The sequence below is a fragment of the Pseudomonas sp. 25 R 14 genome (genome assembly GCF_900004755.1).
In the GTDB taxonomy this organism is placed as follows: domain Bacteria; phylum Pseudomonadota; class Gammaproteobacteria; order Pseudomonadales; family Pseudomonadaceae; genus Aquipseudomonas; species Aquipseudomonas brenneri.
Genome location: NZ_CVTS01000010.1, coordinates 142,361 through 164,442, shown reverse-complemented (window position 1 = coordinate 164,442; position 22,082 = coordinate 142,361). Strand labels below are relative to the sequence as shown.

Here is a 22,082-nt window from a genome sequence, read left to right as displayed (position 1 = left end):
GGCCAGCCTCGCGGCACGGGGCTGGCAAGTCAGTCTGCTGGAGCGTCATCAAGGCCTCGCTCAAGAAGCCTCTGGCAACCCGCAAGGGGTGCTTTATCTCAAGCTGTCGGCGCACGGTACGGCGTTGTCGCAGATGATTGTCAGCGGGTTCGGGCATACCCGTCGCCTGCTGGAGCACCTGCAACGCGGCGTGGACTGGGACGGTTGCGGCGTCCTGCAACTGGCGTTCAATGCCAAGGAAACCGAACGCCAGGTGCAACTGGCCGAAGCGTTCCCCCCTGACTTGCTGCATCTGCTGGATAAGGACCAGGCACAGGCCCGGGCCGGGGTTGGCCTGGACCATGGCGGGCTGTTTTTCCCCGAGGGTGGCTGGGTTCATCCGCCCGCTCTCTGTGAGTGGCAGGCGCGCCAGCCGGGCATCACGGTGCATGTTCATCATGAAGTGCTCAAGCTGCGCAAAGTCGACGGCCAATGGCAGGCCTGGGACGGTGAAGTACTACTGGCCAGCGCGCCCGTGGTGGTACTGGCCGGGGCCGCCGAGGTCAAGCGCTTTGCCGCCAGCGCCGAACTGCCCCTCAAGCGCATTCGCGGGCAAATCACCCGGTTGCCGCAGACTGCCGAGAGCGCAGCATTGGCCACGGTGGTGTGCGCCGAAGGTTACGTTGCACCACCACGCCTGGGCGAACATACCCTGGGCGCCAGCTTTGATTTCAAGAGCGATGACCTGGCCCCCACCGCCGCCGAGCACGCCGGCAACCTGCAGCTGCTGCAGGAAATTTCCCCGGACCTGGCCCAGCGCCTGCACGCTGCCACATTGGCCCCGCAAGCGTTGGAAGGTCGGGCGGCCTTTCGCTGCACCAGCCCGGACTACTTGCCGATTGTCGGGCCACTGGTCGATCCCCAGGCGTTTACGCAAGCCTATGACAGCCTGCGCAAGGACGCCCGCCACACGCCGGACGCCATCTGCCCGTGGCTCGACGGTCTATACGTCAACAGCGGCCACGGCTCACGAGGTCTGATCACCGCACCGTTGTCCGGTGAACTGCTGGCGGCATGGCTGGACAATGAACCACTGCCCCTGCCCCGCAGCGTGGCAGAGGCCTGTCACCCGAATCGCTTTGCCGTGCGCGCATTGATTCGCAGCAATGTGGCAAAAAATCCTCAGTGAGCGGCCCCTCAACCCGCCATAGCTGGGGTCCTTCCGATCGGAGCGCCCCCACTATTTGCATATCACGTTGACCTAATTCCTCCCCGCTGCACCCACGCTGCACAGCCCGCAGGGTCTGTGGCGAAGGGGAGCGGCCGTTTGCCATATAACGTATTGATCTAAAACTCCACTAACAGCCTCGGGTCAGTCCCTAGGTACCCGCCGTTTTGGCGCGTGCATTTTTATCCCTCCCCAACGGAAAAACCGGTAAGGAATTTATGTGCGGACTAGCTGGAGAACTGCGTTTCGATCATCAACCTGCCGACCTGGCAGCGGTGGAACGAATCACCCATCACTTGGCACCACGCGGCCCTGACGCGTGGGGCTTCCATGCCCAAGGGCCGATTGCCCTGGGCCATCGCCGTCTGAAAATCATGGACCTGTCGGACGGCTCCGCCCAACCGATGGTCGACGCCCAACTGGGCCTGTCCCTGGCCTTCAACGGCGCGATCTACAACTTCCCGGAACTGCGCACCGAGCTTGAAGCATTGGGCTATGCCTTTTATTCCGGTGGTGACACTGAAGTGCTGCTCAAGGGCTATCACGCCTGGGGCGAAGCCTTGCTGCCCAAGCTCAATGGCATGTTTGCCTTTGCCATCTGGGAGCGCGACAGCCAGCGCCTGTTCATCGCCCGCGACCGCCTGGGCGTCAAACCCTTGTACCTGTCGCGCACCGGCCAGCGCCTGCGTTTTGCCTCGGCGTTGCCGGCGCTGCTCAAGGGCGGTGACATCAACCCGCTCCTCGATCCGGTGGCGCTCAATCACTACCTGAACTTCCATGCCGTGGTGCCCGCACCGCGCACCTTGCTGGCGGGCATCGAAAAGCTGCCGCCAGCCACCTGGATGCGCATCGACGCAGACGGCAACACCGAGCAGAAAACCTGGTGGACCCTGCCCTATGGCCCCCGCGACGATGAACAAAACCTGACCCTGGAAGACTGGACCGACCGCGTGCTGGACAGCACCCGCGAAGCCGTGGCCATTCGCCAACGCGCAGCGGTGGATGTCGGCGTACTGCTTTCCGGTGGTGTGGATTCAAGCCTGCTGGTGGGCCTGTTGCGCGAAGTCGGCGTGCAGGATCTGTCGACCTTCTCCATCGGCTTTGAAGATGCCGGGGGCGAGCGTGGCGATGAGTTCCAGTATTCGGATTTGATCGCCAAACACTACGCTACCGAGCACCACCAGTTGCGCATCGCCGAAAGCGAAATCATCGAACAACTGCCCGCCGCATTCCGTGCCATGAGCGAGCCGATGGTCAGCCATGACTGCATCGCCTTCTACTTGTTGTCCCGGGAAGTGGCCAAGCATTGCAAGGTAGTACAAAGCGGCCAGGGCGCCGATGAGTTGTTCGCCGGTTACCACTGGTACCCACAGGTGGACGGCGCCAGCGACCCTTACGCCGCTTATCGCGAGGCATTCTTCGACCGCAGCTACGACGACTACGCGGCCACCGTCGCGCCGCAATGGCTGACCGCCAATGACGCCGCCGGCGACTTCGTGCGCGAACATTTCGCACAACCCGGCGCGACTGCCGCCGTGGACAAAGCCCTGCGCCTGGACAGCACGGTGATGTTGGTGGACGACCCGGTCAAGCGTGTGGACAACATGACCATGGCCTGGGGCCTGGAAGCGCGTACGCCGTTTCTCGACTACCGCCTGGTGGAGCTGTCGGCCCGTGTGCCGGGTCAATTCAAACTGCCGGACGGCGGCAAGCAAGTGCTCAAGGAAGCCGCGCGCCGGGTGATCCCCAGCGAGGTCATCGACCGCAAGAAAGGCTACTTTCCGGTGCCCGGCCTCAAGCACTTGCAGGGCGATACCCTCAACTGGGTGCGCGACCTGCTGCTGGACCCGAGCCAGGATCGTGGCCTGTTCAACCCGGCGATGCTCGACCGCCTGCTCACGGACCCGCAAGGGCAACTGACGCCGCTGCGCGGCTCCAAATTGTGGCAATTGGCAGCGCTGAACCTGTGGCTCAGCGAACAAGGAATCTGATTGATGAAACCTCACGCCACGGCCTACAGCCAACGCCTACTGCGCGGCCAGGCGCCGTCCTACGAGCGCCTGCAGGCGCGCTTCGCCGAAGACGGCAGCGAACCCAGCGCGCAACCCATCGCCGTGCATTGCGGCTGGGGCCGCCTGTTGATTGGGCATACCTTCCCCGACCCAGCGAGCCTGGCCCTGGAGTTGCTCAACGAGCAGCCCGGGGAACGGGATATCGCCCTGTATGTGGCCGCGCCCCAGCAGATCCTCGGGATTGATCCACAACAGTTGTTCCTCGACCCCTCCGACACCTTGCGCCTGTGGTTCACCGACTACCGTCCGGCGACCCGGGTGTTTCGTGGCTTTCGCATTCGTCGCGTACAGAGCGAAACCGACTGGCAGGCCGTCAATCGCCTGTACCAGGGGCGCGGCATGTTGCCGGTGGACGCCAACCTGTTGACCCCGCGCCATCAAGGCGGCCCGGTGTACTGGCTGGCCGAAGATGAAGACAGCGGTGCAGTGATCGGCAGCGTCATGGGCCTTAATCATCAAAAGGCCTTCCATGATCCGGAGAACGGCAGCAGCCTCTGGTGCCTGGCCGTGGACCCGCAATGCTCGCGGCCAGGGGTCGGTGAAGTGCTGGTACGCCACCTCATCGAACACTTCATGAGCCGTGGCCTGAGTTATCTGGACCTGTCGGTATTGCACGACAATCGCCAGGCTAAAAGCCTCTACGCCAAGCTCGGCTTTCGCGCCCTCGCCACCTTCGCCATCAAGCGCAAGAACGGCATCAACCAGCCGCTGTTCCTTGGGCCGGGGCCACAGGCCGGGTTCAACCCCTATGCGCGGATCATTGTCGAGGAGGCCCACCGGCGCGGGATCGACGTCCAGGTAGATGACGCCGATGCCGGGCTGTTTACCCTCAGCCATGGCGGGCGCCGGGTGCGCTGCCGCGAGTCATTGAGCGACCTGACCAGCGCGATCAGCATGACCTTGTGCCAGGACAAGAGCCTGACCCACAAGGCACTGAGCGCCGCCGGTTTGCAATTGCCGGCGCAACAACTGGCGGCCAGCGCCGACGATAACCTGGAGTTTCTCGACGAACACCGGCGCATCGTGGTCAAGCCGCTGGACGGGGAACAGGGCCAGGGCGTGGCCGTGGACTTGCAGACCATCGAAGAAGTGCAACGCGCCATCGAAGCGGCGCGCCAGTTCGACTCACGGGTGTTGCTGGAAAGCTTTCACGAGGGCCTGGACCTGCGCATCCTGGTGATTGGTTTCGAAGTGGTGGCCGCTGCGATCCGTCGCCCGGCGCAGGTGATCGGTGATGGCAAGCACTCGATCGGGGCCCTGATCGAGGCCCAGAGCCGGCGTCGCCAGGCTGCCACAGACGGCGAGAGCAAGATCCCGGTGGACGACGAAACCCTGCGCACCCTGAAGGCCGCGGGATATGACTACGACAGCCTCTTGCCTTGCGGTGAAGTACTCGCGGTACGGCGCACCGCCAACCTGCACACCGGCGGTTGCCTGGAAGATGTCACCGCAATCCTGCACCCCACGCTGGTGGATGCCGCCATCCGCGCGGCCCGTGCCCTCGATATTCCCATGGTGGGCCTGGACTTGATGGTGCAGGCCGCCGACCAGCCGCAGTACGTATTTATCGAGGCCAATGAGCGTGCTGGGTTGGCCAATCATGAACCGCAACCGACTGCGGAGAAATTCGTGGATCTGTTGTTTCCACATAGTGAAAAGCTGCAAGTGACAAGCTGCAAGCCGCAAGAATAAAGCAGCCCCTATTTATCTTGCAGCTTGCAGCCTGAAACTTGCAGCTAAGGACCCCTTATGACCCGAACCATCCCCGAACCGGATCTCAACTACCTGCACAAAGTGCTGCTGGAAATGCTCGCCATCCCCAGCCCCACCGGGTTTACCGACACCATCGTGCGTTACGTCGCCGAGCGCCTGGAAGAACTCGGCATCCCCTTTGAAATGACCCGGCGCGGCACGATCCGCGCCACCCTCAAGGGCCAGCAAAACAGCCCGGACCGCGCCGTTTCCGCGCACCTGGACACCATCGGCGCCGCCGTGCGGGCGATCAAGGACAATGGCCGCCTGACCCTGGCCCCCGTCGGTTGCTGGTCCAGCCGTTTTGCCGAAGGCAGCCGCGTCAGCCTGTTCACCGACAATGGCGTGATCCGTGGCAGCGTCCTGCCGCTGATGGCTTCCGGACACGCGTTCAATACCGCCGTGGATGAAATGCCAATCAGTTGGGACCATATCGAACTGCGGCTGGACGCCTACTGCGCCACCCGTGCCGATTGCGATTCCCTGGGGATCAGTGTCGGTGATTTCGTGGCCTTCGACCCGCTGCCGGAATTCACCGAGAGCGGCCATATCAGCGCCCGTCATCTGGATGACAAAGCCGGGGTCGCCGCCTTGCTGGCGGCGCTCAAGGCTATCGTCGACAGTGGTGAACCGTTGCTGATCGACTGCCACCCGCTGTTCACCATCACCGAGGAAACCGGCAGTGGCGCGGCGGCCGCATTACCCTGGGATGTCAGTGAATTCGTCGGCATCGACATTGCACCGGTCGCCCCCGGCCAGCACTCCAGTGAACATGCGGTGAGCGTGGCGATGCAGGATTCTGGTGGTCCTTACGATTATCACCTGTCCCGACACTTGCTGCGCCTGGGGGCAGATAACGATTTGCCGGTACGGCGTGACCTGTTTCGCTATTACTTCAGTGATGCCCATTCGGCCGTCACCGCCGGCCACGATATCCGCACCGCGCTGCTGGCCTTCGGCTGCGATGCAACCCACGGCTACGAGCGCACCCATATCGACAGCCTGGCAGCCTTGAGTCGCCTGCTGGGCGCCTACATCCTCAGCCCGCCGGTGTTTGCCAGCGATGCCCAACCGGCCCAGGGATCCCTGGACCGCTTTAGTCATCAGCTGGAACACGAAACACAAATGGAGAGCGATACCCGCGTGCCCTCGGTAGACAGCCTGGTCGGGCAGAAATCCTGAAGCTGGCAACAATGATCCCGGCACAGTAGCATCGCCGGGATCAACCATTTGAGGCTTGTATGCTGATTCCCCACGATGCACTTGAAGTCGACACCCTGACCCGCCTCATCGAAGACTTCGTGACCCGCGACGGCACCGATAACGGCGACGACACGCCCCTGGAAACCCGCGTATTGCGCGTACGCCAGGCGTTGACCAAGGGCCAGGCGCTGATCGTTTTCGACCCTGAGAGTGAACAGTGCCAATTGATGCTCAAGCACGATGTGCCCAAGCACCTGTTTGACTAGGGATTAGGCACGGATACCGGGTTTGCCTGCTGGTGGCGGATCCTTTCATAGACCTCCGCCCGGTGCACGTTGACCCCTGTCGGCGCTTGCACGCCGAGTTTCACCTGGAGGTTGTTGACCTCCAGGATCCGCAGGGTGATGTGATCGCCGATGGAAATGATTTCGCCTACCGCGCGGCTAAGTACCAGCATGGTGTTTGTCCTTTGGAAAATTACCGGACATCGACCATGCTCCCTCCCCTACGAGCCATCAATGACCTGCCAAATAAACAGATCCTCCCTACAACCTAGGGTTTGTTTTACTGACAGACAAATATCAAATAGCCAAGCAGGACCGCAAAAATATAAACATATTGTTTATATCTATCAGCCTTTGACCGACTGCGCCTTGGCGCGCATTTTCTCCGACATGCTGGTCATCTCGTCATACAGCAACTGCGGATTTTTCTGCTTCAGTGCCCAGGCCATCCGCCCTTGCTCGTGGGGCAGGATCATGAACTCACCCTCGGCCACACGCTGGTAGATGTAATCGGCAATGTCTGCCGCACTGATCGGCGAGCTTTCCAGCAATTTACCGACCTGGGCCTTCATCGCAGGCGTCGGGCCACGGAACGAATCCAGCAGGTTGGTCTGGAAGAACGACGGGCAAACCACGTGTACCCCGACCTCCTGTTGCTTGAGCTCCACCAGCAGGCTTTCCGAGAGCGCCACCACGCCGGCCTTGGCCACGTTGTAGTTGCTCATGGCCGGGCCTTGCATCAAGGCAGCCATGGAGGCGATGTTGATGATGCGACCCTTGCTCTTTTCCAGCAGCGGCAGGAAAGCCTTGCAGCCCTTGACCACGCCCATGAGGTTGATTGCGATCTGCCAGTCCCAGTCTTCCAGGGACAATTCGCTGAAGAACCCACCGGAGGCAACCCCGGCGTTGTTGACGATCACATCGATACCGCCCAGCTTGACTTCGCAGGCCTGGGCAAAGGCCGTGAGCTGGCTGTAGTCACGCACATCACACCGCTGGATAAACCCGTCGCCACCGGCCTGGCGCACCAGCGCCAGGGTTTCCTGCAAGCCCGGCTCGCTGACGTCCGACAAGGCCAGTTGCCAGCCCTCCCGGGCCCAGCGCAGAGCGATTTCGCGACCCAGGCCAGATCCAGCGCCGGTGATCATCATGCGATTTTGCATAGGAAGTAGCCTTGTGGTTCAGGGAAGAAGTACGCGCCAGTGTAGCGAAGGTTATTCACCGACCCATGCACCATCAAGTTGCTGAATGCCCGAGGCAAACCAAAGGCCCGGTCGGATGCCGGAGCACGGGGTAAGTTCAATCTTTTCAAACTAAGTGCGAAGCAGCACAACAATTAAAAAAGAAATAAGCCAGTAGCCAAATCGAGTTAAAAAAACAGGGAATTTTCTGCAAAGTGCAGGAGTCGGATCAATTAAGGCAGCCGTTTTAAATGACCGGCGCTATCACTTGATAATCAGCTCTTTTCAGAAGACGAATAAGGAAAACACACTATGAGCCTCATTCTTATCATTGTTCTGATCCTCCTGCTGGTCGGCGGCCTGCCGGTGTTCCCGCACTCACGCAACTGGGGTTATGGGCCATCGGGCATTCTCGGTACGGTGCTGGTGGTGCTGTTGATTCTGTTGCTGTTGGGCAAGATATAACGGCTGTAACCCATCACTGTAGGAGCGAGCTTGCTCGCGAAAAACACCCAGGCAATGCGTTTCTTCAGGATAAGCGTGGTGGCTCTGAGTTCTTCGCGAGCAAGCTCACTCCTACAAAAAAAGATGCAAAAAAAAGAGGCCTTGAAGAAGGCCTCTTTTTTATTGGCGCCGATTAGTCCGGCTTGCCGTCTACCACACCTGCGGTGTTATCCAACAGACTCTTGGTAGCGGTTTGCAGGAACGACTCAAGTTTCTGCTTAAGTTGCGCCTCATCCGCCGACTCAGGGATCACCTTGCCGGTAGGGTTGGCACCCAGTTCGTATTGCCACAGCTTCGGTGGCATTTCCTTGGGCAGTACCAACACGCGGTCAGCGGTGAGCAAGGCCACGGTCTGGTCGCTGCCCGATGGCTTGATCACGCCAAAGCCCTTGTCGCCTTCCGGCAAGTTGAGCAGGTCACGGCCCCAGCACTGGTGACGGGTTTCACCGCCCAGGCGCCCCATGATGGTCGGCACGATATCGATCTGCGTACCCACGGTGTGGTCACGCACGCCGAACTTGTCCTGCACGCCCGGTGCGATCAACAGCAACGGCACGTTGAAACGGCCCAGGTCCATTTCGGTGATCTGTTGCTCGTTACCAAAACCATGGTCGCCGACGATCACAAACAGGGTGTCCTTGAAGTACGGCTCCTTGCGGGCCTTCTCGAAGAACTGGCCCAAGGCCCAGTCGGAGTAGCGCATGGCCGTCAAATGCTCGTTGAGGCGGCCACGGTCAGTGACCGGCGCGACTGGCAACGGTGTCGGCAAGGCATACGGCGTATGGTTGGACAGGGTTTGCAGCAGTGCGTAGAACGGCTTGCCGCCTTCGCGCGCCTTCAACTCTTGCAGGCCACGGTCGAACATGTCCTGGTCGGACACGCCCCAGGTCGGATCGGAGAACACCGGGTCGACGAAGTCGTTGCGGCCAATGAAGTTGGTCATGCCCTGGTTGCTGAAGAAGCCCGACTGGTTATCCCAGGCGAAGTCGCCGTTGTAGACATACACGTCGTCGAAATCACGGGCGCTGAGCAATTGCGGCAAGCCCGACAGCTTGTGGCTGCCTTCCGGGGTCTGCATCAGGTATTCGAAGCCTGGCAGGTTCGGGAAGCACGCCATGGTGGCGAACATGCCCTGGTGGGTATGGGTGCCATTGGAGAAGAAACGGTCGAACAGCAGGCCTTCCTTGGTCAACTCATCGAAGTACGGCGTGATCTTGCCGTTGCTGCCCAACGCGCCCACCGAGTGACCGGCGAAGCTTTCCATCAGGATCACCACGACGTTCTTGATCGGCAGGGTCTTCTCGGCCGGTGGCGTGAAGTCACGGCGCACGGCGGCAGTGTCGGTATCCACCAGTTTCTCGTCCGGCAGTACCAGCATGTCGCGCACGGTCTGGGTGGCCAGCGGTTGCTCCAGGGTGGCTTTCCAGACGTTCTCGCGATGCTCGGAGAAACGCGCCTTGGCCGCACCGATCAGCGACAGCGTACCGTTGAGGCCCAGGTGGTTGGCGAAGTTGGAGTCGGTGGTGTACACGTCACCCCAACGCATCGGCGGGCCCTGGCGCAGGGTGCCGCGTGCGGCGACCACGGCGATCAGCAGGCAGACCACGAACACCGCAATGCGGCTGTACCACGGGGCAACCTGGCGAGTGCCGACGGTGCCACCGCTGAACGGGCCACGCGGGCGCGTCGCGCGGTCGGCGCCCTTGAAGGCGATGCTCAGGATAAGTGTACCGACCGCCCAACCCAGCAGGTAGCGCACCACCGGGAAGCCGTACCAGAGCATGCTCATCACGGTTTTCGGATCTTCCTTGACGTACTGGAAGACCAGGCCGTTGAGGCGCTGGTGGAACTCGCGGTAGAAGTCCATCTCCATCAGGCCAAGGAACAGCGCGATGCTGGAGACCACGGTCAGCCACAACCGGAAGAACCCGCGGGCAGCCATGGCGCGCACACTGAACAGGGCCAGGATCAGCGGAATGCTCAGGTACACCACCAGACGCAAGTCCATGCGCAGGCCATTGACGAACGCTTCAAGGAACGTCGAGGCCGGGGTATCGAGCATCATGTCGCTGTTGTACACCAACAGCCCGAGGCGCAGCAGGGAGAGCATCACCATCATGACCAGGGCGCAAAGCAGCGTGTAGGCCAGGTGGGATTTGACGGTGGGTTGCAGCAAGCGATTAGAAGCTCGCTGCTGATTCAGGGCGTCCGGGTTTGCCATGTTGTTTGAGGACCCATTGGAAGTTTAAGTTGCGAAATAATGCAGCGGCGTCCTGCCCCGGCCAATGAAGGCACAGGGTCCAGGTATTACGCGGTGGGCAGATGGTGCCCGATCAACGTCGGCAACGCTATTGATTACTCATCGCGCAGGGCTCCTGGCGGCGCAGACGGGCCGTGGCAGGAAAATAAAGCGGGGGAATTGTCTTGGATGAAGTGTGAAAATTTTGTCCAGCGAATATCTCGACACACAAATCTTCAGAACACAGGAGAAGCAATTGTGGGAGCGGGCTTGCTCCCACATTTACTGTGCTCACTCGAAAAATGGAGTGTGTCGGTCAGATCCGCACATTGCCCCGTGGCCCGGCAATGGCCCAGATAATCAGGCCCAGCACCGGCAGGAACAGGATCAACAGGATCCACAACACTTTGGCCCCGGTCCCGGCGCCGCTTTTGAAGACGTTGATGATCGCCCAGATATCCAGCGCCAGGATGATCAACCCGATCAGGCTGTTAAATGTGGAACCCATGGTGTCGCTCCTAAGTGAGGGCTTGCCTGCTTAGGATAGCCAGCCCTGGCGAGGGTTCCGTTTTATTTCAGACGTGCAATGCAATGCGCAGGGCTTCCAGGGACGGCTCACCCTTGATCCCGACTTCGGCACACAACTCCAGCACCCGTGGTACGTCGTTGCCATACACCAATACCGCCTGGATTTCGTCATCGAGCAACTGGCTGAAATTCATCAGCGTATAACCGCCGTTTTCCGGGTTCATGGCGCCGAGTTGGATCTGGATCCGATTGAGCGCAGTCAGCGCCTCGGTCTTGGCCAGTTGCTTGGGCTTGAGGTTGAACGCAACGCTGGGGCCAAAGGACGCGACGATCTGGGCGAACAGTTCCTGGTAGGTATCGGCCTGGAACAGCACCGTTTCCGGCAGGCTGCCCACCACAATCCACTCACCCAGGGGGATGGGGAAGGTGTCGTCGTAGTTGATATCAGGGTTGGCCGCCAGAAATCCCTCGGCATCGGCGTAGGCCTGGGTGGCTTCGTCGGCGATCTGCACGATCTCGGCGTCACCCAGGCAACCGGAACTGATTTTAGTGATGAGTTCGACGAGCGCGGTGTTCATGGGCGAATCCTGTGGCGAGGCTGATTTTGAGGGCGCAAAGCCTACACCAGTTTTTGCAACTGCGCCGTCGTATCCGCCGCGCCCATGGTCTGGGCTGCCACCAGGGCGGTTACACCCTGGGCATCCGTAGCCTTGGGGTTGGCCCCCACGCTGAGCAGGTACTCGACCATTTCAGTGCGATTGAACATCGCCGCCATCATCAGTGCCGTGCGACCATCGGCGGATGCTCCCTCAACCGGGGCGCCACCTTCGACCAACGCCTTGACCACCTCAAGGTTGCCCTTGAACGCAGCACCGGCGATGGGCAACTGGTTTTTGTCGTTGGCCATCTGCGGGTCGGCCTTGAACTCCAGCAACACTTTCACCGCCTCGGCATGCCCGTGATAGGCCGCCAACATCAACAAGGTATCGCCATTGTGGTTACGCAGATTGACCGGCAAGCCCTTGGCCAACAGTGCCGCCAACATGGCGGAATCGCCCCGACGGGCCACGTCGAAGACCTGCTCGGCAAATTCGGCGGCTTCTTCTTCGGTCATTTGTTTGGCTTGATCTGACATCTGCGGCTCCCTGTAAGGTGTTTCGTAAGGCCGTCAGTTTCCCGAGCAGCCGTACGTCTGTCACCCCTTTTTTGCCGAAGGCCGCGATAGTCGTGTTCTATCACATACCGTCAGTAGCGATATTTTCCACCCTGAATATCCGCCAACACCTGCCCGGTCACCGGAACATAGGCATCAGTGCCCGGCAGCCAGACATACAGTGGGTCATCACCGACCTTGGCCGGGTCGAACGCCTCTTCCTTGAGTCGCACTTTCTGATACTTGAAGGTGCCGGTGGTTTCCATCTTCACCTTGACCCGCAGGAACAGCGGCACCGCATAGGCTGGCATCTGACTCTGGGCGAACTGCAGCAATGCCTGCATATCCAGGGTTGCCAGGGATTCGGTCGGGGTAATCGCCGCCATCCCGGCCCGCCCGTTGGTGTTGGCGATTTCCACACCGTAGGCCACCGCCTCGGTGATCTGCGGGTGTTGCATGAAGATGTTTTCCACCTCGGTGGTGGAGACGTTTTCGCCCTTCCAGCGATAGGTATCGCCCAGGCGGTCGACGAACTGCGCATGGCCAAATCCGATGCTGCGCAACAGATCGCCGGTGTTGAAATAGCGATCGCCCTTTTCGAATACGTCGCTCAACACCACCTTGCGGTTCTTTTCCGGGTCGGTGTAACCATCGAACGGCGCCTTGTCGTCGATCCTGGCCAGCAGCAGGCCCTGGCCGCCCTTCTGCACTTCACGCATAAAACCGTTGCTGCCACGGATCGGTTCGCAGGTGTCGTGAGCGTAGTCCACCAGCGCCCAGTGCATCAGGGAAAAGCCGATGGTGTTGTCGAAATTCAGCACATTGGTGAAACCGATATTACCGTCGCTGGCTGCATACAGTTCGCAGATATGATCGACGCCAAAGCGCTCCTTGAACGGCCCCCACACCCCGGGGCGCAAGCCGTTACCGATCATCTTCACCACGCGGTTGTCGCGGTCGCGCGGGCTTGGCGGCTGGTCGATCAGGTAGCGGCACAACTCACCGACATACCCCAGGGTCGTTGCGTTGAATTTGCGCACATCGTCCCAGAACTGGCTGGCGCTGAACTTGCGGCGGATGGCAAACCCCGACGCGCCGGCAATCGCCGAGCCCCAGCACACACACAGCCCCGTGGCGTGGTACAGCGGCAGGGTGCAATAGACGACATCCTCAGGCCCCATATCCAGGGCGATGGTGCCGAAGCTGGCCGAGGACTTCATCCAGCGGCCATGCTTGAAGATGCCGGCCTTGGGCAAACCGGTGGTGCCGGAGGTATAGATATAGAAGCACGGGTCGTTGAAGTAGATCTGTTGGCTGCTGGCCGGGTTATCCGTCGAGCAGTCCGCGCTGACGGCCATCAGGTCGATGTACCCGTGAGGCACCGGCACCGCCTGTTGATCGGCAACATACCAGGTGCGTAGCGGATCGATCGCCACCTGCTCACGCACCGCGTCAAAGGCTGCGACCAGTTCGGCACCGACAACAATCGCCACCGGGTTCACCAGGGTCAGGCTGTGCACCAGCACCGCCTGGGTTTGTGCGGTGTTGAGCATGGCGCAGATACCGCCGACCTTGGCCACCGCCAGCACGGTCAGCAACAGTTCGGGACGGTTTTCAATAAACAGCGCGACCACATCGCCCTTGCCAATGCCTTGGGCCTGCAGGTGATGGGCGATGCGGTTGGCGTGCTGGTTGGCCTGGCGATAACTGAGGACCTGATCGCCGTACAACAGGGCCGCACCCTCGGGATTGCGCTGGGTGGCCTGTTCGAAGGTCCAGCCCAGCCCGCACGGCTGGTCGGGGTCCGTGATATTGGCGACGCGGATACCGCGCACCAATCGTGGCAGGGCCCTGACAATGGTCGGCACCTTACGCAACATCATGCCGAGGGTGATCATCTCGCTGTTCGGATTGCTCATGCACAAAAGTCCTTTTTCTTATTATTCGTATGACCCGCGGGCGTTCATACGGTGTAGGACCGTTCCTGAATGCCTTGCAGGAAAATACGCCAGCCATTCCTTGGCTGTACACGCAGGATTTGCAATGTTTTGTATCCCGGGGAACGGCGCCCCCCCAGTACCGCTCGTCACCGGTCAATAGCGCAAAATGCAGGATGCACGATGGCCATTCATGCATATTGCACGAAACCGAAAATGCTGATTTTTTGTAAATCATTGATTTATAAGGATATTTTATAAATCACAATACTGGCACAATCACTGCACCTATCACTCCATGCCGCACAACACGAGCCAATGGAGCCGATAGACATGAGCCTGATCCAAGACAAATTCGCTTCTGTATTCTCCAGCTACGACGTCACCACCCAACCGCGTCCTGACGGTGGCATCCTGCTGACCTTGCGTAACACCGAAGGCAAGCAGATCAAGCGCTCGATCTCCTACCAGCAACTGCACACCGCCGATCAACTGACCTGGGTCATCAGCGCCATCCGTCGTGACCTGGCAGAACAGGCCAGCGAATTGCCACAGATTTCGATGCTGCAAAGTCAGAATCGCTTTGCCCTGCCGACGTACCACTCGGCATAAGTGCAGGTCAGTTTCCCAGGGCCGTGAAGCCGTGATGCTTCACGGCCCTTTTTTTACCCGCACAATCCGCGCTTGATCGCCTCGCTCACCGCCTGGACTCGGTTATTGACGTGCAATTTGCAGTAGATATTGCGCAGATGAAACTTCACCGTGGCCTGTGAGACACAACGTATACGGCTGATTTCCCACACTGTCTTGCCCTCCGTGGCCCAGCGCAGTATTTCCAACTCTTTGACCGTCAGCGGTTTATCCGGCAACGACGGTGCGCCGCCAGCCCGGTCGTCGGACGCCTGCTCACACACATCCACCGCCGCGTTTGCCGCAGGCTCAACGGATGGGGTGGGCTCCTCTGGGCTGCTCATGCATGCCTCTCCCTCTCGTAGTGATTTGCACTGCCAATATTCGGACTCCTCCTATTGACAGATAAGTACACAGCGACGGGAGAGTTACACAAAGCCTGGGATTAACACATCGACCCACAGACAAATAGCCGGAACTTACAAACTATAGAGTCCATTCCCACAAACTTATCCAACTTAAGTGTATTGAATAAGTTTGCAGATCGTGAACTAACGTCAATCATCCAGCCCAGGAAATCCTTGGGCGATCTCACTGCCAGTCACGTGTGCCACGGCCCCGGACGCGGTCTTGAACAGGCTGATTGCGACCACTCGCGGCTCCTCTCCCAAATCAAACCAGCGTGGCACGCCGGCCGGTATGCGCAGCAGGTCGTGTTTTTCGCACAGCACCGTGTAGACATAGTCGTCGATGTGCAGGCCAAGCAGCCCACGCCCAGCAGCGAACAGGCGGATTTCATCGGCGTCATGGCGATGTTCATCACGCAAGCGCGCCCGCCCCCCATCCTGCTGCGGGTGCTCGCGGCTCACGCTCAACACCTCCACCTGCGCGTAGCCCTCTGCGGTCATCAAGCTGTCGATCTGCCCCTGGTACGCCGCCGTCACCTCAGCCGCGCTGGCCCCGGCCTCCACGCGGGTGCTGGCCTGCCAGCGTTCAAAACCCACACCCTGTTCGGCCAGGGTCTGGGCAATATCGTCAACGTGGGTCAAGACTTTGTTCGGGGTGTCCGGGGTAGAGACGTGATAAACGCAAAGAATGCTCATGAAAGGAGTCCTCGGGCAGTAAGAATATTCAGATGATGGACCGGGCTCATGGCCGCTCCTCGGGCAAGCGCACGGCCATGATCAACGCGGCTGCCAAGGCCGCGAGGCTGGCAATACTGAATGTGAGGGTGGGCCCCAGTTGGTTCCAGCTGTACCCAGAATACAAGGCGCCCAGCGCACCACCCGTACCGGCCAGCGCAGCATAAAGGGCCTGGCCCTGGCCTTGCTGGCGCGCACCGAAGCTACGCTGCACAAACTGGATGGCCGCCGCATGAAAGCTGCCAAAGGTCGCGGCATGCAGCAGTTGGGCAAACAGCAGCACCCACAGGAACTCGGCGAACGATCCCAGCAACAACCAGCGCAACGCCGCCAACAGAAAGCTGGCCACCAGCACCCGACGCACCGAGAAACGCGTGAGAACCCGGCTCATGGCCATGAACATCAACACTTCCGCCACTACGCCCAGGGCCCACAACAGGCCGATCACGCCACGGCTGTAGCCCAGGTTTTCCAGGTGCAGGGTGAGGAAGGTGTAGTACGGGCCGTGGCTCATTTGCATCAAGGCGACACAGGCATAAAACGCCAGCACACCAGGGCTGCGCAACTGCCGCAGGAAACCGTCACCGGCCCCACGATCGCCAGTGGAAACCGGCTGGGCATTGGGCACCCACAAACTGGCACCGATGATACCGGCCATGATCAACACGATCGCCACCGGGTAGATATCCAGGCTCAAGGCCTCGAACAATCGCCCCAAGGCAACCACTGCGAGGATAAACCCGATGGAGCCCCACAAGCGGACCTGGCTGTAGCGCGAGGTCTGGCCTTGCAGATGCGCCAGAGTGATGACCTCAAACTGTGGCAGCACCGCATGCCAGAAGAACGCATGCAGGGCCATCACCAGCGCCAGCCAGGCATAGCTCTGGCTGACGAAGATCAGCGAGAAGCTCAGCAACGTGCACACCGCGCCAAATCGCACGATGGCCAGGCGCCGACCGGTGTAGTCCCCCAGCCAGCCCCAGATATTGGGAGCTACGCAGCGCATCAGCATCGGGATCGCTACCAGTTCGCCAATGCGCGCGCTGGAGAACCCCAGATGATGGAAGTACAGCGCCAGGAATGGCGCCGTCGCCCCCAGCAGGGCGAAATAGAACAGATAGAAGCTGGAAAGTCGCCAGTACGGGAGCGCTGTCACGGTCAGACCGTCACAGCTGGCCCAGCACCGGGGTACTCACACGCACATCGGCATTCTGCCCACGGTGACGCAACAGGTGATCCATCAGCACAATGGCCATCATTGCCTCGGCAATCGGCGTGGCGCGGATCCCGACACAAGGGTCATGGCGGCCCTTGGTGATCACCTCCACCGGGTTGCCATGCACATCGATGGAACGGCCCGGCGTGGTGATGCTCGACGTCGGCTTGAGTGCCAAATGCGCCACAATCGGCTGGCCGGAGGAGATACCGCCGAGAATGCCGCCCGCATTGTTGCTGACAAAACCTTCGGGGGTCAGCTCATCGCGATGCTCGGTGCCGCGCTGGGCCACGCAAGCGAAACCGGCGCCGATTTCCACGCCCTTGACCGCGTTGATGCTCATCAGCGCGTGGGCCAGTTCGGCGTCCAGGCGGTCGAAGATCGGCTCGCCCAGGCCCGGCATCACCCCTTCGGCGACCACGGTGATCTTGGCGCCCACTGAGTCCTGGTCACGGCGCAACTGGTCCATATAGGCTTCCAGTTCCGGCACCTTGTCCGGGTCGGGGCTGAAGAAGGCGTTGTCTTGCACGCTGTCCCAGGTCTTGAACGGGATTTCAATCGGGCCCAGTTGGCTCATGTAGCCACGAATCACGATGCCCTGGGTTGCCAGGTACTTCTTGGCGATGGCCCCGGCCGCCACGCGCATCGCGGTTTCCCGCGCCGAACTGCGGCCACCGCCACGGTAGTCGCGCTCGCCGTATTTATGGTGGTAGGTGTAGTCGGCGTGGGCCGGGCGGAACAGGTCCTTGATCGCCGAGTAGTCCTTGGACTTCTGGTCGGTGTTGCGGATCAACAGGCCGATGGCGCACCCGGTGGTGCGGCCTTCGAACACGCCGGAGAGGATTTCGACTTCGTCGGGCTCCTGGCGCTGGGTGGTGTGGCGGCTGGTGCCGGGCTTGCGGCGGTCGAGGTCGCGCTGCAGGTCGTCCAGGGACAGCTCAAGGCCGGGCGGGCAGCCGTCGACAATGGCGACCAACGCCGGGCCATGGCTTTCGCCCGCGGTGGTGACAGTGAACAGCTTGCCGTAGGTATTGCCGGACATGCAGGGCGCTCCGTGAAATCAGTTGAATCAACTCAACCGTGATAACTAAGCGCGCCAGTATACGCAGGCTCACCCAGTAGTTCATCCTCGAAACCTTCCCGGTAGACGTTGGTCCAACCGGCACCTTCCTCATGATGGCGCGATGATGCTGCGAGTTTTGCTGTTCACCCTCACCCTGATCTGTACCGTGGCCCACGCCGCCGCGCCTGTGGTGCTGCAACGCCCCATCAGCCTGGACACCGGCAGCGGCGAGTTGTTTGGCTCGTTGCTGCTGCCCCAATCCGCCAAACCCGTGCCCGTGGTGCTGATCATTGCCGGCTCCGGCCCCACCGACCGCAACGGCAACAGCGCCGACGGTGCACGCAACGACAGCCTCAAGCGCCTGGCCTGGGTGCTGGCCCGGCACAACATCGCCAGCGTGCGCTATGACAAACGCGGCGTGGCCGCCAGCCTCAAGGCCACGCCCGACGAGCGCAACCTGACCCTGGATGCCTATGTAGCCGACGCCGTGGCCTGGGGCAAATTGCTCAAGGCCGACCCGCGTTTCGGGCCCTTGGTGGTGCTGGGCCACAGTGAAGGTGCCTTGGTCGCGACCCTGGCCGCGCCTGAACTCGACCCCGCCGGGGTGATTTCCCTGTCCGGCAGTGCCCGCCCGGTGGACCAGGTAATTCGCCAGCAACTGGCCGACCACATGCCCCCTGCCCTGCTGCTGCGCAGTAACCAGATTCTGGATCGGCTCAAGGCCGGCCAGGTGGATGCCGATGTGCCCGGCCCGTTGCAGAGTATTTTCCGTCCCAGCGTTCAGCCTTACCTGATCAGCCTGTTTCGGGCAGACCCTGCGGCGGCTTTCGCCCGCCTGAGGATGCCGGCGCTGATTGTCCAGGGCACCACCGACCTGCAAGTGGGGGTCACCGATGCCGAAAAGCTCAAAGAGGCCAAACCCGACGCCGAACTGGCGGTGATTCCCGGCATGAACCACGTCATGCGCATCGTGCCCAACGACGTGAAACAGCAACTGAATTCCTACAACGATCCGCAATTGCCCCTCGCCGATGCGCTGGGCAGGCGCCTGGTTGGCTTTATCGACGGACTTCGCCCCCGATAAGCGACTATTGACCCTCCAGTCCTGGAGAAAACGGCCGATAAGCACAGGGTCGACAGCAAAAAGCCTGTCGACTTGCAGGGCTTGGACAGGATCGCGCCGAATGACGAACACCGAAGCAGTACCGCAACCTCCCGCCGACACCACCGCCGACACCGAAACGGCGGCAGCGGCTGCGCTGCCGTGGGCGGAGGTTGAGGCCGAACACTTCAAAATGCTGCGCCTGGCGCCCTTGGCCACCGATCGCGCCACGGGTGCACGGCCATTGCGCTTTGTGCAGTTTGGCTACGCCGAACGCAACAACAAGGACCATAGCCTGCTGCGCATGGTCATCCAATTGCCCAGCCAACGGGTGCGACGCGAACAGAATCACCTCGATGTCTGGGTCGACCACGCCACCCACCGCGTGCATTTCGGCCCGGGCAACAGCCTGGAAATCGAACCGGCAAACCGTGGCCTTGGCCGTTTCCTGGTCGCCCAGGGCGCCGCGTGGGCGAAAAAGAAGTGGTCGCACTATCGCGTCGACGGCGTCGACCTGGCGAACAAGGACGCACTGAACGAAGCCACGCGCCTGCGTCGCGACCACTTCTTGCGCATCCAGGGTTTTGACGTGGCCTATGCCGATGTCCAGCATCTGAAGGGCCATGTGCAACCGGGCAAGGTCAGCGAGGTGCTGGACAGTTGGAACACCGAGAAGGTGCAGTTCGTGGAGATCCTGGAGGCGGCGCAGATGCTGCAACAGGCCGAGCAGAACCTGGTGGAGCAGGAAGTGAAACTGCGCCACGAAGAAGAAAAGGTCATCAAGTTCAAGCGTGAAGACAGCGGCTTGCGCTTCACCATTACCTGCCTGGTGGCGTTTACCGTGTTCCAGGCGGGGTTGCTGATCTGGATTGCGACGCACCGCTGACAACGCGGTTTAACTGAACAAAGCACCTCAAATGTAGGAGCTGGCTTGCCTGCGATGCAGACGACTCGGTGTATCAGCTACACCGAGTTGATGCCATCGCAGGCAAGCCTGCTCCTACATGGGCCGGGCTAGACCCTGGAGGCAAACACCGCCTGATGCTCCCGGCACTGCTGCGCCGTCAGCATGAACACGCCATGGCCACCGTTCTGGAATTCCAGCCAGGCAAAATCCACTTCCGGGTACAGCGCTTCAACGTGCACCTGGCTGTTGCCCACCTCGACAATCAGCAAGCCCTTCTCGGTCAAATGATCGGCCGCTTCGGCCAACATCCGACGCACCAGGTTCAAACCGTCATCACCACAGGCCAGGCCCAGCTCGGGTTCGTGCTGGTATTCGTCGGGCATGTCGGCGAAATCCTCGGCATCGACATACGGCGGGTTGGACACAATCAGGTCAAAACGCTGGCCGGGCAAACCGTCGAAGCCATCACCCTGCACGGTGTAGACGCGCTCATCGGCGCCGTGGCGCTCAATGTTCTGGTTGGCCACTTCCAGCGCCTCGTAGGACAAGTCCCCCAGCACCACTTCGGCCTCCTGGAACTCGTAGGCGCAGGCAATGCCGATGCAACCGGAGCCGGTGCACAGATCAAGGATGCGCGCCGGCGGCTGGGCCAGCCAGGGTTCGAAGCGGTTTTCGATCAGTTCGCCAATCGGTGAGCGCGGGATCAGCACACGCTCGTCTACGATAAACGACATGCCGCAGAACCAGGCCTCTTTCAACAGGTAGGCCGTAGGCACGCGCTCGTGGATACGGCGATGCAGCAAGCGCTGCACATGGGCGACTTCCTCTTCTTCCAGATTGCAGTCCAGGTAACTGTCGGCAATTTCCCAAGGCAGGTGCAGTGCACCGAGTACCAATTGCCGGGCTTCGTCCCAGGCATTGTCGGTACCATGGCCAAAAAACAGGTCTTCCCCATGGAAACGGCTGACAGCCCAACGGATATGGTCGCGCAAGGTGCGCAGGCGGGAAGTGATCACGGGGGCAAGCTCCAGGAAAAAACGACTGGCAATTCTAACAGCCTTAAGCTGTACGGACGATGTCTGAAAAACCTTTGCAGCACGTCAGTGTTAACCTGATTCAAGGTTTTTCTGTTACACAGCACCCCCTCTTGACATGGCTGTAGGCCAACAACGGCGCACCTTACGTTAGTAGCGATTCACAGAACCGCTCAGCCAGAGGACAATGTCGCAAAAGCCCCACTCACAGGAGCCCCAGAATGTCCGTTCCAAAGACGATGTTTCAACTCAGCGGTCGCGGTTACGCACCGGCCAATTTGAGCCACGCGACCCTTGTGATCATCGATGCCCAGAAAGAGTATTTGAGCGGCCCGCTCGCCTTGTCGGGCATGGACGCAGCGGTAGAACACATCAAGCAGCTGAGCGCCGCCGCACGCAAGGCCGGGCGCCCCATTGTGCATGTCCGTCACCTGGGCACCGTCGGCGGCCTGTTCGACCCTCAGGGCGAGCGCGGCGAGTTCATTCCTGGCCTGGAACCGCAAGACGACGAAACCATCATCGGCAAACTGCTGCCCAGCGCCTTCCACGGCACGCCGCTGGAAAAAACCCTGCAGGACCTGGGCTCCCTGGACTTGATCGTCTGCGGCTTTATGAGCCACTCCAGCGTCAGCACCACCGTGCGCGCGGCGAAGAACCTGGGCTTTCGCTGCACCCTGGTGGAAGACGCCTGCGCCACCCGCGATTTGCCTTACAAGGGCGGCATCCTCAGCGCCGAACATGTCCAGCAAACTGAAATGGCCATCATGGCCGACAACTTCGCCACCCTCGCCTTGACCCAAGATCTGATCTGATCGCCCTGTCGATGAGCGGCGCGGCCATCTTGCGGCCCCGCTCATCCGCTAAAGCCTGTCATTTACCGCAATTGCCTCCCAGCCCGGAACAAGTTGTTTATCTTCCGGTCGAAGGG

22 protein-coding genes are annotated in these 22,082 nt (G+C 60.8%); 10 read left to right on the top strand and 12 right to left on the bottom strand.

Annotation, left to right across the window (positions count from 1 at the left end; genetic code table 11):
• The 5 genes from mnmC to BFQ03_RS02050 all read left to right on the top strand — a co-directional run.
• The coding region (mnmC, locus tag BFQ03_RS02070; RefSeq protein WP_083204784.1) for an FAD-dependent 5-carboxymethylaminomethyl-2-thiouridine(34) oxidoreductase MnmC1 at nt 1–1,168 on the top strand (1,168 nt) is incomplete at its 5' end.
• A gap of 257 nt (nt 1,169–1,425) precedes the next feature.
• A complete protein-coding gene (locus BFQ03_RS02065; protein ID WP_032863208.1) occupies nt 1,426–3,198 on the top strand; it encodes an N-acetylglutaminylglutamine amidotransferase in 1,773 nt (590 codons plus the stop codon).
• 3 nt (nt 3,199–3,201) lie between these two features.
• Nucleotides 3,202–4,971, top strand: a complete 1,770-nt coding sequence (gene ngg / locus BFQ03_RS02060) for an N-acetylglutaminylglutamine synthetase (RefSeq protein WP_050593445.1) — start codon at nt 3,202–3,204, stop codon at nt 4,969–4,971.
• Between the two features lie 57 nt (nt 4,972–5,028).
• Complete coding sequence (locus BFQ03_RS02055) at nt 5,029–6,213, top strand: osmoprotectant NAGGN system M42 family peptidase (protein ID WP_032863209.1); 1,185 nt, start codon at nt 5,029–5,031, stop codon at nt 6,211–6,213.
• Nucleotides 6,214–6,272: 59 nt separating this feature from the next.
• Nucleotides 6,273–6,500, top strand: a complete 228-nt coding sequence (locus BFQ03_RS02050; protein WP_003172962.1) for a YheU family protein — start codon at nt 6,273–6,275, stop codon at nt 6,498–6,500.
• Here BFQ03_RS02050 and csrA read toward each other — a convergent pair.
• Complete coding sequence (gene csrA / locus BFQ03_RS02045; protein ID WP_065942390.1) at nt 6,497–6,691, bottom strand: carbon storage regulator CsrA; 195 nt, start codon at nt 6,689–6,691, stop codon at nt 6,497–6,499. The two genes, BFQ03_RS02050 and csrA, sit on opposite strands and share 4 nt — an antisense overlap.
• Nucleotides 6,692–6,865: 174 nt before the next feature.
• Complete coding sequence (locus tag BFQ03_RS02040) at nt 6,866–7,681, bottom strand: SDR family oxidoreductase (RefSeq protein ID WP_032863214.1); 816 nt, start codon at nt 7,679–7,681, stop codon at nt 6,866–6,868.
• A 330-nt stretch (nt 7,682–8,011) separates the two neighbouring features.
• On the opposite strand from BFQ03_RS02040, the gene BFQ03_RS02035 reads away from it, so the two are divergent.
• Nucleotides 8,012–8,164, top strand: coding sequence for a DUF3309 family protein (locus BFQ03_RS02035; protein ID WP_032863216.1), 153 nt, complete (start codon nt 8,012–8,014; stop codon nt 8,162–8,164).
• A 172-nt stretch (nt 8,165–8,336) separates the two neighbouring features.
• On the opposite strand, the gene BFQ03_RS02030 is transcribed toward BFQ03_RS02035, so the two are convergent.
• The 5 genes from BFQ03_RS02030 to BFQ03_RS02010 all read right to left on the bottom strand — a co-directional run bounded on the left by BFQ03_RS02030 (nt 8,337) and on the right by BFQ03_RS02010 (nt 14,042).
• On the bottom strand, nt 8,337–10,424 hold the full coding sequence (locus tag BFQ03_RS02030; protein WP_065942389.1) for an LTA synthase family protein: 2,088 nt from the start codon (nt 10,422–10,424) through the stop codon (nt 8,337–8,339).
• Between the two features lie 334 nt (nt 10,425–10,758).
• On the bottom strand, nt 10,759–10,950 hold the full coding sequence (locus BFQ03_RS02025) for a PLDc N-terminal domain-containing protein (RefSeq protein WP_032863221.1): 192 nt from the start codon (nt 10,948–10,950) through the stop codon (nt 10,759–10,761).
• Nucleotides 10,951–11,017: 67 nt separating this feature from the next.
• Nucleotides 11,018–11,548, bottom strand: coding sequence for a hypothetical protein (locus BFQ03_RS02020; protein WP_032863223.1), 531 nt, complete (start codon nt 11,546–11,548; stop codon nt 11,018–11,020).
• Between the two features lie 41 nt (nt 11,549–11,589).
• Nucleotides 11,590–12,105: an ankyrin repeat domain-containing protein gene (locus tag BFQ03_RS02015; protein ID WP_065942388.1), complete on the bottom strand. Its 516-nt coding sequence runs from the start codon at nt 12,103–12,105 to the stop codon at nt 11,590–11,592.
• Nucleotides 12,106–12,215: 110 nt separating this feature from the next.
• Complete coding sequence (locus tag BFQ03_RS02010; RefSeq protein WP_065942387.1) at nt 12,216–14,042, bottom strand: long-chain-acyl-CoA synthetase; 1,827 nt, start codon at nt 14,040–14,042, stop codon at nt 12,216–12,218.
• A gap of 351 nt (nt 14,043–14,393) precedes the next feature.
• On the opposite strand from BFQ03_RS02010, the gene BFQ03_RS02005 reads away from it, so the two are divergent.
• On the top strand, nt 14,394–14,672 hold the full coding sequence (locus BFQ03_RS02005; RefSeq protein ID WP_032863228.1) for a DUF3509 domain-containing protein: 279 nt from the start codon (nt 14,394–14,396) through the stop codon (nt 14,670–14,672).
• A 53-nt stretch (nt 14,673–14,725) separates the two neighbouring features.
• Here the strand turns inward: BFQ03_RS02005 and BFQ03_RS02000 are convergent, their stop codons facing one another.
• From BFQ03_RS02000 to aroC, 4 genes are all read right to left on the bottom strand, one after another.
• Entirely contained in the window at nt 14,726–15,034 is a 309-nt protein-coding gene (locus BFQ03_RS02000) for a response regulator transcription factor (protein WP_082445671.1), read from the bottom strand.
• Nucleotides 15,035–15,247: 213 nt separating this feature from the next.
• On the bottom strand, nt 15,248–15,793 hold the full coding sequence (locus tag BFQ03_RS01995) for a 1,2-dihydroxy-3-keto-5-methylthiopentene dioxygenase (RefSeq protein ID WP_065942386.1): 546 nt from the start codon (nt 15,791–15,793) through the stop codon (nt 15,248–15,250).
• A 46-nt stretch (nt 15,794–15,839) separates the two neighbouring features.
• On the bottom strand, nt 15,840–16,988 hold the full coding sequence (locus tag BFQ03_RS01990) for an MFS transporter (protein WP_065942385.1): 1,149 nt from the start codon (nt 16,986–16,988) through the stop codon (nt 15,840–15,842).
• 10 nt (nt 16,989–16,998) lie between these two features.
• Entirely contained in the window at nt 16,999–18,090 is a 1,092-nt protein-coding gene (aroC, locus tag BFQ03_RS01985; RefSeq protein ID WP_032863232.1) for a chorismate synthase, read from the bottom strand.
• 142 nt (nt 18,091–18,232) lie between these two features.
• On the opposite strand from aroC, the gene BFQ03_RS01980 reads away from it, so the two are divergent.
• Together BFQ03_RS01980 and BFQ03_RS01975 are read left to right on the top strand one after the other, a co-directional pair.
• Nucleotides 18,233–19,195: an alpha/beta hydrolase gene (locus BFQ03_RS01980; protein WP_065942384.1), complete on the top strand. Its 963-nt coding sequence runs from the start codon at nt 18,233–18,235 to the stop codon at nt 19,193–19,195.
• Nucleotides 19,196–19,295: 100 nt separating this feature from the next.
• A complete protein-coding gene (locus BFQ03_RS01975; RefSeq protein WP_032863234.1) occupies nt 19,296–20,099 on the top strand; it encodes a hypothetical protein in 804 nt (267 codons plus the stop codon).
• A 128-nt stretch (nt 20,100–20,227) separates the two neighbouring features.
• Here BFQ03_RS01975 and prmB read toward each other — a convergent pair whose 3' ends face one another.
• Nucleotides 20,228–21,136: a 50S ribosomal protein L3 N(5)-glutamine methyltransferase gene (prmB, locus tag BFQ03_RS01970; RefSeq protein WP_032863235.1), complete on the bottom strand. Its 909-nt coding sequence runs from the start codon at nt 21,134–21,136 to the stop codon at nt 20,228–20,230.
• A 239-nt stretch (nt 21,137–21,375) separates the two neighbouring features.
• Here prmB and BFQ03_RS01965 point away from each other — a divergent pair, with 239 nt between their 5' ends.
• Nucleotides 21,376–21,966 carry a cysteine hydrolase family protein gene (locus BFQ03_RS01965; RefSeq protein ID WP_065942383.1) on the top strand — a complete coding sequence of 197 codons (591 nt, stop codon included), beginning with the start codon at nt 21,376–21,378 and terminating at the stop codon, nt 21,964–21,966.
• Nucleotides 21,967–22,082: the final 116 nt, after the last annotated feature.

Coding starts and splice junctions, on each gene's coding strand:
- BFQ03_RS02065 (WP_032863208.1), top strand. CDS start 1,426: ATGTGCGGACTAGCTGGAGAACTGCGTTTCGATCATCAACCTGCCGAC.
- ngg (WP_050593445.1), top strand. CDS start 3,202: ATGAAACCTCACGCCACGGCCTACAGCCAACGCCTACTGCGCGGCCAG.
- BFQ03_RS02055 (WP_032863209.1), top strand. CDS start 5,029: ATGACCCGAACCATCCCCGAACCGGATCTCAACTACCTGCACAAAGTG.
- BFQ03_RS02050 (WP_003172962.1), top strand. CDS start 6,273: ATGCTGATTCCCCACGATGCACTTGAAGTCGACACCCTGACCCGCCTC.
- csrA (WP_065942390.1), bottom strand. CDS start 6,691: ATGCTGGTACTTAGCCGCGCGGTAGGCGAAATCATTTCCATCGGCGAT.
- BFQ03_RS02040 (WP_032863214.1), bottom strand. CDS start 7,681: ATGCAAAATCGCATGATGATCACCGGCGCTGGATCTGGCCTGGGTCGC.
- BFQ03_RS02035 (WP_032863216.1), top strand. CDS start 8,012: ATGAGCCTCATTCTTATCATTGTTCTGATCCTCCTGCTGGTCGGCGGC.
- BFQ03_RS02030 (WP_065942389.1), bottom strand. CDS start 10,424: ATGGCAAACCCGGACGCCCTGAATCAGCAGCGAGCTTCTAATCGCTTG.
- BFQ03_RS02025 (WP_032863221.1), bottom strand. CDS start 10,950: ATGGGTTCCACATTTAACAGCCTGATCGGGTTGATCATCCTGGCGCTG.
- BFQ03_RS02020 (WP_032863223.1), bottom strand. CDS start 11,548: ATGAACACCGCGCTCGTCGAACTCATCACTAAAATCAGTTCCGGTTGC.
- BFQ03_RS02015 (WP_065942388.1), bottom strand. CDS start 12,105: ATGTCAGATCAAGCCAAACAAATGACCGAAGAAGAAGCCGCCGAATTT.
- BFQ03_RS02010 (WP_065942387.1), bottom strand. CDS start 14,042: ATGAGCAATCCGAACAGCGAGATGATCACCCTCGGCATGATGTTGCGT.
- BFQ03_RS02005 (WP_032863228.1), top strand. CDS start 14,394: ATGAGCCTGATCCAAGACAAATTCGCTTCTGTATTCTCCAGCTACGAC.
- BFQ03_RS02000 (WP_082445671.1), bottom strand. CDS start 15,034: ATGAGCAGCCCAGAGGAGCCCACCCCATCCGTTGAGCCTGCGGCAAAC.
- BFQ03_RS01995 (WP_065942386.1), bottom strand. CDS start 15,793: ATGAGCATTCTTTGCGTTTATCACGTCTCTACCCCGGACACCCCGAAC.
- aroC (WP_032863232.1), bottom strand. CDS start 18,090: ATGTCCGGCAATACCTACGGCAAGCTGTTCACTGTCACCACCGCGGGC.
- BFQ03_RS01980 (WP_065942384.1), top strand. CDS start 18,233: ATGATGCTGCGAGTTTTGCTGTTCACCCTCACCCTGATCTGTACCGTG.
- BFQ03_RS01975 (WP_032863234.1), top strand. CDS start 19,296: ATGACGAACACCGAAGCAGTACCGCAACCTCCCGCCGACACCACCGCC.
- BFQ03_RS01965 (WP_065942383.1), top strand. CDS start 21,376: ATGTCCGTTCCAAAGACGATGTTTCAACTCAGCGGTCGCGGTTACGCA.